This is a genomic window from Nocardioides sp., from assembly GCF_036401255.1.
In the GTDB taxonomy this organism is placed as follows: domain Bacteria; phylum Actinomycetota; class Actinomycetes; order Propionibacteriales; family Nocardioidaceae; genus Nocardioides.
This window is the reverse complement of record NZ_DASWVI010000487.1, coordinates 23,403-32,366: the sequence shown is the minus strand read 5'-3', so window position 1 is coordinate 32,366 and position 8,964 is coordinate 23,403. Positions and strand designations below refer to the sequence as shown.

General features: G+C 71.6%; 8 protein-coding genes. 2 read left to right on the top strand and 6 right to left on the bottom strand.

Going from position 1 to position 8,964, the window contains the following annotated elements; all coding sequences use genetic code 11:
- The 3 genes from VGD85_RS22640 to chrA form a co-directional block, all read right to left on the bottom strand.
- Positions 1 to 550, bottom strand: a 550-nt coding sequence (locus VGD85_RS22640) for a TIGR03086 family metal-binding protein (protein WP_331065693.1), incomplete at its 3' end; no start/stop codon positions are given.
- 22 nt (positions 551 to 572) lie between these two features.
- On the bottom strand, positions 573 to 1,193 hold the full coding sequence (locus VGD85_RS22635) for a DsbA family protein (RefSeq protein WP_331065692.1): 621 nt from the start codon (positions 1,191 to 1,193) through the stop codon (positions 573 to 575).
- A gap of 1 nt (position 1,194) precedes the next feature.
- Complete coding sequence (gene chrA, locus VGD85_RS22630; protein WP_331065691.1) at positions 1,195 to 2,325, bottom strand: chromate efflux transporter; 1,131 nt, start codon at positions 2,323 to 2,325, stop codon at positions 1,195 to 1,197.
- A 64-nt stretch (positions 2,326 to 2,389) separates the two neighbouring features.
- Between chrA and pepN the strand changes: the two genes are divergently transcribed.
- The gene (gene pepN, locus VGD85_RS22625) at positions 2,390 to 4,930 is read left to right on the top strand and encodes an aminopeptidase N (RefSeq protein WP_331065690.1); all 2,541 of its coding nucleotides are present in this window, start codon (positions 2,390 to 2,392) and stop codon (positions 4,928 to 4,930) included.
- Between the two features lie 37 nt (positions 4,931 to 4,967).
- On the opposite strand, the gene VGD85_RS22620 is transcribed toward pepN, so the two are convergent.
- Positions 4,968 to 5,348 (bottom strand): DUF5130 family protein, encoded by a 381-nt coding sequence (locus VGD85_RS22620; protein ID WP_331065689.1) that lies wholly within the window; start codon positions 5,346 to 5,348, stop codon positions 4,968 to 4,970.
- The gene (locus VGD85_RS22615) at positions 5,335 to 5,676 is read right to left on the bottom strand and encodes a hypothetical protein (RefSeq protein WP_331065688.1); all 342 of its coding nucleotides are present in this window, start codon (positions 5,674 to 5,676) and stop codon (positions 5,335 to 5,337) included. The genes VGD85_RS22620 and VGD85_RS22615 overlap by 14 nt, the downstream gene beginning before the upstream one ends.
- A 66-nt stretch (positions 5,677 to 5,742) precedes the next feature.
- Here VGD85_RS22615 and VGD85_RS22610 point away from each other — a divergent pair, with 66 nt between their 5' ends.
- Positions 5,743 to 6,762: a mechanosensitive ion channel family protein gene (locus VGD85_RS22610; protein ID WP_331065687.1), complete on the top strand. Its 1,020-nt coding sequence runs from the start codon at positions 5,743 to 5,745 to the stop codon at positions 6,760 to 6,762.
- Here the strand turns inward: VGD85_RS22610 and VGD85_RS22605 are convergent.
- Positions 6,698 to 8,863, bottom strand: a complete 2,166-nt coding sequence (locus tag VGD85_RS22605) for an MMPL family transporter (protein ID WP_331065686.1) — start codon at positions 8,861 to 8,863, stop codon at positions 6,698 to 6,700. The genes VGD85_RS22610 and VGD85_RS22605 overlap by 65 nt on opposite strands.
- Positions 8,864 to 8,964 lie beyond the last annotated feature (101 nt).

Below are 8,964 nucleotides of genomic sequence, written 5' to 3'. Positions count from 1 at the left end.
CGATCCCGCGCCCTGCGAAGGCGGCCAGCCGCTCGTACGGGCCGGCGCCGTCGGGCGCGGGCTGCTCCGGCCCGAACACCGGCCCGCGGTTGTCGTCGGTCAGCCCCGCCCGCAGGAACGCCAGCGCCCGCTCGGCGATCTCCGGGTCGAGGCGAGCGACCGGGAAGCCGATCGCCGTCGCCAGGTCCCACGTGTGCACGGCGAGCTCGGCGGTCGCCATGTCCGCGCTGGACTCGGTCTCGCCGGCGTGCTCGTGCCACCAGTGGATGAGGTCGTCACCGACGACCCGGAACGCCGGCCCCCACTCCTCCTCGATGTGCGGCGGCGGGGCGGACCAGTCGGGCTGCTCGCCGCGCGCCATCGTGAGGAAGTTCGTCGGCGCGGCGACCAGGTGGTCGGCGAGCGCGGCGACGTCCCATCCCTCGCACGGCGTCGGGCGCTCCAGCAGGTCCCGGTGCACCTGGTCGAGGACGTCCCCGCCCTGGTCCACCGCCCGCGCGAGCACCCGGACGTCGTCTCCCCAGTCGGCCTGCGTGTGGTGGCTCGTCATGGGCCCACGCTATTGGCGTCGGTCAGGTGAAGTCGAGGTCCGCGGTGCGACTGCGCTTGAGCTCGTAGAAGTGGTCGTAGGCCGACAGCGTGACGAAGGCGTCCCACATCCGTCCGGCGTCCTCGCCGCGGGGAGCCTTGCTGATCACCGGACCGAAGAACGCGTGGCCATCGAAGGCGATCGTGGGGGTGCCGACCTCGTTGCCGACCTGGTCCATACCGAGGTGGTGGGACCGGGCGATCGCCTCGTCGTACGACGGGTCGTCGATCGCGTCGGCGAGCGCCAGGTCGAGCCCGGCCTCCTCGAGGGCCGCCTCGATCGTGGCGCGGCTCTTGTCGGCCTTCTCGAGGTGGAAGCGGGTGCCGAGCGCGGTGTAGAGCGGCAGCAGCACCTCCTTGCCGTACTTCTGCTCCGCGGCCATCAGCACACGCACCGGGCCCCATGCGGGCTCGAGGAACTTCCGGTAGTCGTCGGGGATGTCCTTGTCCTGGTTGAGGTAGGCCAGGCTCATGATGTGCCAGGTGACCTCGATGTCACGCACCTGCTCGACCTCGAGGATCCAGCGCGAAGTGATCCAGGCGAAGGGGCACACGGGGTCGAACCAGAAGTCAGCCCCGGAGGTCGGCTCAGCGGTCTTGGTCATGTCAACTCCAACCGAGCAGACCGAGGACTATTCCCGCGCTGGCGCCGCCGGCGACGTACCACGCGCTGTTGAGCTCGGTGCGCCACAGCAGCAGCAGCGTCACGCCGAAGATGCCGACCGTCCAGCCGTCGACCAGCGCGTCTCGGCCCAACCGCCAGGACACGCCGGCCATCAACGCGAGCGCGGTGGCGTTCAGGCCGTCGAGCATCACCGAGGTCCACGGCGAGGACCGGAGCCGGTCGGTGATCCGGGTCAGCAGCCCGACGAAGAGGAAGGACGGGAGGAAGATCGCGACGGTCGCGAGGAACGCGCCCGGCAGGCCGGCGACGAGGTAGCCCAGGAAGGTCGCGGTCGTGAACACCGGCCCGGGCGTCACCTGACCGATCGAGATCGCGTCGAGCAACTGCCCCTCGGTGACCCACCCCAAGCGGTGGACGAGGTCACCCTCGAGGAACGCCAGCAGCACGTAGCCGCTGCCGTAGAGCACCGACCCGATCTTGAGCATCGTGAGGAACAGCTGGGCGAGCTGGCCGGCCGTGGGGTCCGGGAACACGACCGCGAGCGGGGCGAGGAGCGCCTGACGCGCCGCCCCCGGCCGGCTCGCGAGCCGCGCCAGACCGGCGACCGCGGCCCCGCCGAACAGCACGATCAGCTCGCTGACGCCGAGGAGGTACGCCGCGAGGCCGGCCGCGGCCAGCAGGCCGAGCCAGACGGACTTCACGACCGTCGGGAGCAGCGCCACCAGCGCCCAGGCGACGATCGCGAGCACCGCAGGCACCACGCCGTGGAGCAGCCACTCGGCCGACGGGGTGTCGCCGTGCTCGACGTACGCCCACGCGAGGCCGGTCACGATCAGCGCCGCGGGCAGGATGAAGCACAGGCCCGCAAGCAGCAGTCCGCGCCAGCGGGCGCGGTCGAAGCCGAGGTGGATCGCCAGCTCGGTGGAGTTGGGGCCCGGGATCAGGTTCGTGGCGCCCATGAGGTCGACGAACCGCTCGTCGGTGACCCAGCCGCGGCGCCGCACGAGCTCCTCGCGCATCATCGCGGTGTGCGCGACCGGTCCGCCGAAGGCGACCGTGCCCAGCCGGAGGAAGACGAGTGCGACCTCGCGTGTCCGACCCGGCTCGCTCACGGCGCCATCATGCCGGTCGGATCTCGATTCCACCGACCGCGACCCGGGTGGCAGGATGCGACGCATGCCTGGAACCAACCTCACCCGGGACGAGGCCGCGACCCGCGCCGCGCTCCTGGACGTCACGTCGTACTCCATCGACCTGGACCTCACGACGGGCGACACAACGTTCGGCTCGACCACCACGATCCGGTTCACCTGCGCCGAGCCCGGCGCGGACACGTTCGCGGACCTCGTCGGCGCCGAGGTCCACGAGATCACGCTGAACGGCGAGTCCATCGACCCGGCGACGGCGTACGCCGACAGCCGGATCGCGCTGAGCGGCCTCGCTGCCGAGAACGAGCTCGTCGTGCGCGCCGACTGCACCTACTCCCGCACCGGCGAGGGCCTGCACCGGTTCGTCGACCCCGCCGACGACCGGGTCTACCTCTACTCCCAGTTCGAGGTGCCCGACGCCCGCCGCGTCTACACGACGTTCGAGCAGCCCGACCTGAAGGCGCCGTTCACGTTCAACGTCACCGCGCCCGCGCACTGGAAGGTCGTGTCGAACTCGCCCACCCCCGAGCCGGAGCCGCTCGACGAGGGCCGAGCCGTGTGGCGCTTCGCCCCCACCAAGCCGATGTCGACCTACATCACCGCGATCGTCGCCGGCGAGTACCACGAGGTGCAGCACGTCTACCACGGCAAGCACGGCGACATCCCGCTCGGCCACTACTGCCGCCAGTCGCTGGTCGAGCACCTCGACGTCGACGAGCTGGTGAAGATCACCAAGCAGAGCTTCGCGTTCTTCGAGGAGCAGTTCGACTACCCCTATCCGTTCGGCAAGTACGACCAGCTCTACGTGCCGGAGTACAACATGGGCGCGATGGAGAACGCCGGCTGCGTCACCCTGCGTGACGAGTACCTGCCTCGCAGCCGCCAGCCGCGCTCGTTCTACGAGTTCCGCTGCTCGGTGATCACCCACGAGATGGCGCACATGTGGTTCGGCGACCTGGTGACCATGAAGTGGTGGGACGACCTGTGGCTCAACGAGTCGTTCGCCGAGTGGGCCTGCTACTGGTGCGAGGCCGAGGTCACCGAGTTCACCGACGCCTGGACCGGGTTCGCGAACGCCCGCAAGCAGACCGGCTACCGCCAGGACCAGCTGCCCAGCACCCACCCGATCGCCGCGGACAACTACGACCTGCAGGCCGTCGAGGTCAACTTCGACATGATCACCTACGCCAAGGGCGCGTCGGTGCTCAAGCAGCTGGTCGCCTGGGTCGGCCTGGAGCCGTTCCTGCAGGGACTGCGCCAGTACTTCAAGGACTTCGAGTACTCCAACTCCGAGTTCTCCGACCTCCTCGCCGCGCTGGAGAAGGCATCCGGCCGCGAGCTGTCCGGATGGGCGAAGGAGTGGCTGCAGACCGCCGGCGTCAACACGCTCTCCCCGGTCTTCGAGCTCGACGCCGAGGGCGCGTACTCCTCGTTCTCCGTGTCCCAGTCCGCCCCCGCGGACTGGCCTACCCTGCGCCGGCACCGGCTCGGCATCGGCCTGTACGACGAGGTGGACGGCCGCCTGGTGCGCCGCACGTCGTTCGAGGTGGACGTCGAGGGCCCGACCACGCAGGTCGCCGAGCTGGTCGGCGAGAAGCAGCCGGACCTGCTGCTGCTCAACGAGGGCGACCTCGCCTACGCCAAGGTCCGTCTCGACGAGCGCTCGCTGGCGACCGGCATCGCGGGCCTGTCCAAGCTCGACGACTCGCTGGCCCGAGCGATCGTGTGGGGCGCCGCCTGGGACATGACCCGCGACGCGGAGATGTCGGCGACGGACTTCGTCGCGCTGGTGCTCGCCAACATCGGCCAGGAGACCGACGCGTGGGGCGTCAGCCGGATCCCGACGTACGCGCTCCAGGCGGTCAACCTCTACTCCGCCCCCGAGCACCGCGCCGAGCTGCGCCAGCGCTTCGAGTCCGGCCTGCGCGAGCTGCTGCTCGCCGCCGAGCCGGGCAGCGACCAGCAGCTCACCTTCGCCCGCACCTACGCCGCGGTGGCGCACAGCGACCAGGCGATCGCCGACCTCGAGGCGCTGCTCGACGGCGGTCTGGAGATCGAGGGGCTCGCGGTCGACCAGGACCTGCGCTGGACGCTGGTGACGGCCTTGGCGGTCAACGGCCGCGAGGGCGACCGCATCGAGACCGAGGCCGCTGCCGACAACACGATCTCCGGCCAGGAGCATGCGGCCGCTGCCCGTGCCTCACGGCCGACCGCGGAGGCCAAGGCCGAGGCGTGGGAGCTGGCCATGGTCCGTGACGACGTCGCCAACGAGACCCAGCGCAGCGTCGTGCTGGCGTTCCAGCGGGTCGGCCAGGACGACGTGCTCGCGCCGTACGTCGAGAAGTACCTCGAGGCGGCCGACACGATGTGGGAGGAGAAGGGCACCCAGCGGGCCTCGACCGCCCTGGAGTTCATCTTCCCCAAGCAGCTGGCCAGCCAGGAGCTGCTCGACCGCGTCGACGCCTGGCTGGAGTCCTCCTCCGCCAACCCGGCCGCGAAGCGCTACGTGCGCGAGGGCCGCGCCGACGTCGCCCGCGCCCTGGCCGCCCAGGTCAAGGACGCCGAGTAGGCACCAGTTTCCCGCTGAACCACGCCGACTCGGCGTTTCAGTCGGCGTGGAGGCTCTGAGGCGTGCGGGCGTAGTCGGCGAGCAGGTGGATGCCGCGTCGCAGCCCGCCGACCAGGTCGCCGACGGCGAACGAGGACTGCATCTGGGCCGCGCTCAGCTCCACCTGGTGATCGCTGAGGTGGGCGCGGACGTCGGCGCCGGTCACGATCTCGAGGGCGTGCCGCGCCGGGTCGACCAGGATCAGCACGCTGCGGTCGGGGGCGACCAGCGAACGGTGCAGCCGGGTCGCGAACGCACGCGGCTCGCCCTCCGCGCGGCCCACGAACACGCTGAACTCGTAACGAGAGACCTGCTCGGCGCTCCGGATCGCGTCCTCGATCGCGAAGCGCTCGGCCCCGTCGAACTCACCACCGCGCACTGGTGCCGCCCGTGCCCTGCTCCCCCGGCTCGGCCGCGGGCAGCTCCGCGACGCCCTGGCGCGGCCCGCCGAACCAGTGGTCCTCGACCGGGTGGCCCGCCGCCGCACGACGGGAGCGGCCGGGGACGAACACGAGGAACGCGACCACGAGGATGATCAGCAGCGGGATCCCGCCGAGCAGCAGCAGCGCCTCGACCGGGTCGACCGGATCGGACACCGGCCAGCCCTCCGGGGTGTCCGCGCCGGCGGGGCCGGCGGCGGCGACGACGAGAGCCCCCGCCAGGAGGACGACGGCGGTACGACGGAGCAGGTGCGCGAGCGTGGTCACGGGCAGAAGGGTAACGCCCCGACCGACCGTCGCCCGACCTTGCCCGGTGCGGTAGACATAGGGGCCATGTTCGGCTTCGAAGACGCGACGTGTGACCCGTCCGACACACTGTGCAAGACCGTCCTCGACTGGACCGACAACCAGAGGCTCGCCAACGCGTCCGACATCTTGATCGGCAAGCCGCTGATGATCCTCTGGCTGCTCCTGCTGATGATGATGGTCCGGTGGGTGCTGCACCGGCTCGTGGACCGGCTGGTGTTGCGCGCGGAGGACGGCGTGCTCCCCGACCGGGTGAGCCGGTTCGGCCTGCGCGGCAAGGCCGCGCAGCAGGCCAGCGCCCAGGACCTGGCTGCCTCGACCCGTCGCGTCCAGCGCGCCAAGACCATGGGCGACCTGCTCAAGAGCGTGATCACCGGACTGCTGATCGCCGTGTTCGGCACGATGATCCTCAGCGAGGTCGGCGTGAACATCGCGCCGATCATCGCCAGCGCCGGCATCATCGGCATCGCGCTGGGCTTCGGCGCCCAGTCGCTGGTCAAGGACTTCCTCTCGGGCGTCTTCATGATCTTCGAGGACCAGTACGGCGTGGGCGACGTGGTCGACGTCGGCGAGGCCACCGGCGTCGTCGAGGCGGTGAGCCTGCGGGTCACGCGGCTGCGCGACCTCAGCGGCACCGTCTGGTACGTCCCCAACGGCGAGATCCTGCGCGTGGGCAACATGAGCCAGAACTGGTCGCGCGCCGTGGTCGACGTGGGAGTCGCCTACGACGAGGACCTGGCCCGCGTCACCCGCGTGCTCAAGGACATCGCGCACGACCTGTGGGAGGACGAGGACTTCCACGGCGTGATCATCGAGGAGCCCGAGGTCACCGGCGTCGAGGTGCTCGGCCCGGAGTCGGTCACGCTGCGGGTCCTGCTCAAGACCGCTCCGATGGAGCAGTGGGCCGTGGCCCGCGAGCTGCGCCAGCGGATCAAGGCGCGCTTCGACCACGAGGGCATCGAGATCCCGCTGCCGCAGCGGGTCATCTGGCACCGCGAGGAACACGCCGAGCGCGAGGCCGAGGAGCGGGACGGGACGGACCACTAGGGTCCGGCTCGCCGGGCTGCGGGAGCACCCGGGCCAACCGGCGCGGCAGCTGCCACGCCGCGCGGCCCATCAGCGTCATGACGGCGGGGACCAGCACGAGCCGCACCACCGTGGCGTCGATCGCGATCGCGGCGGCCAACCCCAGCCCGAACATCTTCGTGAACGGATCGGTGCCGACCACGAAGCCCAGGAAGACCGCGACCATGATGAGCGCGGCGCTGCTGATCAGGCGGGCGGTCCTGGCGATGCCGTGCACCACCGCGGCGACGGGGTCCCCGGAGGCACGGAACTCCTCGCGGATGCGGGACACAAGGAACACCTCGTAGTCCATCGACAGCCCGAACAGCATCGCGAACATGAACATGGGGATGAACGAGACCACCGGGATCGTGGACTCGAGCCCGATCAGGTCCGCACCCCAGCCCCACTGGAAGACCATGACCAGCAGACCGTACGACGCGCCGATCCCGAGCAGGTTCAGCGCGGCAGCCTTGATCGGAACGAGCAGCGAGCGGAAGACCACGCCCAGGAACAGCAGGGCGACCAGCGTCACCGCCGCCACGAACCAGGGCAGCCGTTCGCTGACCCGGCCGCCCACGTCGGCGAAGGTCGCGGCCTGTCCGCCGACGTGGGCCTGCGCCGAGGTCCCCGCCAGCGCCCCCGGCAGCACGTCGGCACGCAGTCGGTGCAGCGTCTCGACGGTGGCCTCGTCCTGCGGCCCGGTCGTGGGCGTGGCGACGACCGTCGCCACCGTGCCACCATCGGCGATCTCGGCCGGGCCGACGCCGGCGATGCCCGGGTCCGCCGCCACGGCCGCACCCACCCGGTCCACCACGGCCTTGTCCCCACCGGTCTCCACGGCGATGACGAACGGGCCGTTCGTGCCGGGTCCGAACCCGTCGGCGACCAGATCGTAGGCCCGGCGCTCGGTCCGCTCCCGAGGCATCGTGCCGTCGTCGGGGTTGCCGATCCGCATCGACAGCGCGGGGACGGCCAACGCCAGCAGCACGAGCGTGCCGCCCGCGGCGTACGCCCACGGATGCCGCGACACGTGCCAGCCCCAGCGCGACCAGCGCCGGGACTCCGCACCGGAGCGGTCGGCGCGGCGTGCGACCCGCCCGCCACCCAGGCCGAGCAGGGCCGGGACCAGCGTCACCGAGACCGCCATCATCACCAGCACGATCAGGGACACGGACACCGCGCCGGCGGTCATGAAGGGGATGCCTGCGACCACCAGGCCGAGGATCGAGACCACGACGGTGACGCCGGCCAGGAGCACCGAACGGCCGGCGGTGGTCGTCGCGCGCCCCACCGCGTCCGGCACGCTCTCCCCGGCGGCGACGTACTCGCGGAAGCGGCTGACCAGGAGCAGCGCGTAGTCGATGCCCACGCCGAGGCCGACCATGCTGCCGAGCACCGGCGCCCAGGTCGGGACGTCGATCAGGCGAGCCACGACCGTGAGCGCGAGGGTGGAGATCCCGAGACCCAGGACCGCGGTGACCAAGGGGATGCCCGCGGCCACGAGGGACCCGAAGGCCACCAGCAGGACCACGACCGCGATCGCCAGACCGATGCCCTCGGCGCCACCGGCCCCGCCGTCCTCGAACGCGAAGAACAGCGGCCCGCCCATCTCGACCTGCGTCGCCGCGTCCGTCGGCGCTCGCTCCACAGCGGCCTTCAACCGGTCCAGGTCCGCGGGCTCCAGGTCCTCGAGCGCGGGGTAGCGCACGACCAGGATGGCGATGTCGCCGGCCGGGGCGACCTGTTGGTCGACTCCCAGCACGTGCGGGAGGGCCGCGACCTGATCCCGGACGGCGGCCAGGTCGCGCTCGGGGCGGCCCGGCCGGTCGAACCCGGCCCCCTCGGGCGCGGCCAGGACCACGTGAGCGCTCAGGCCGGCGTCCGCGGCACCCACCGACGCGAGCAGGTCTGCGGCCTCCTGCGAGTCCAGGCCGGGTGCACCGAAGGAGTCCTCGAACTCGCCGCCGAAGCCGACCGAGGCGGCGAGAGCGATGGCCAGCGTCGCGAGCCACGCCGCGACGACCGCCCAGGGTCGGCGTGCGGCCAGCCGGCCCCACCGGAAGAGTGTGTCCGTCGTCATGCCGCCAGCCTCCGGCCGAGCGGTCCGTCCCCACATCGGCCGCGAGGCCCGAGCCAGGTCGTCCGATCGGCCGGCGCAGCCGTGGGGGGACCTGGACTTTC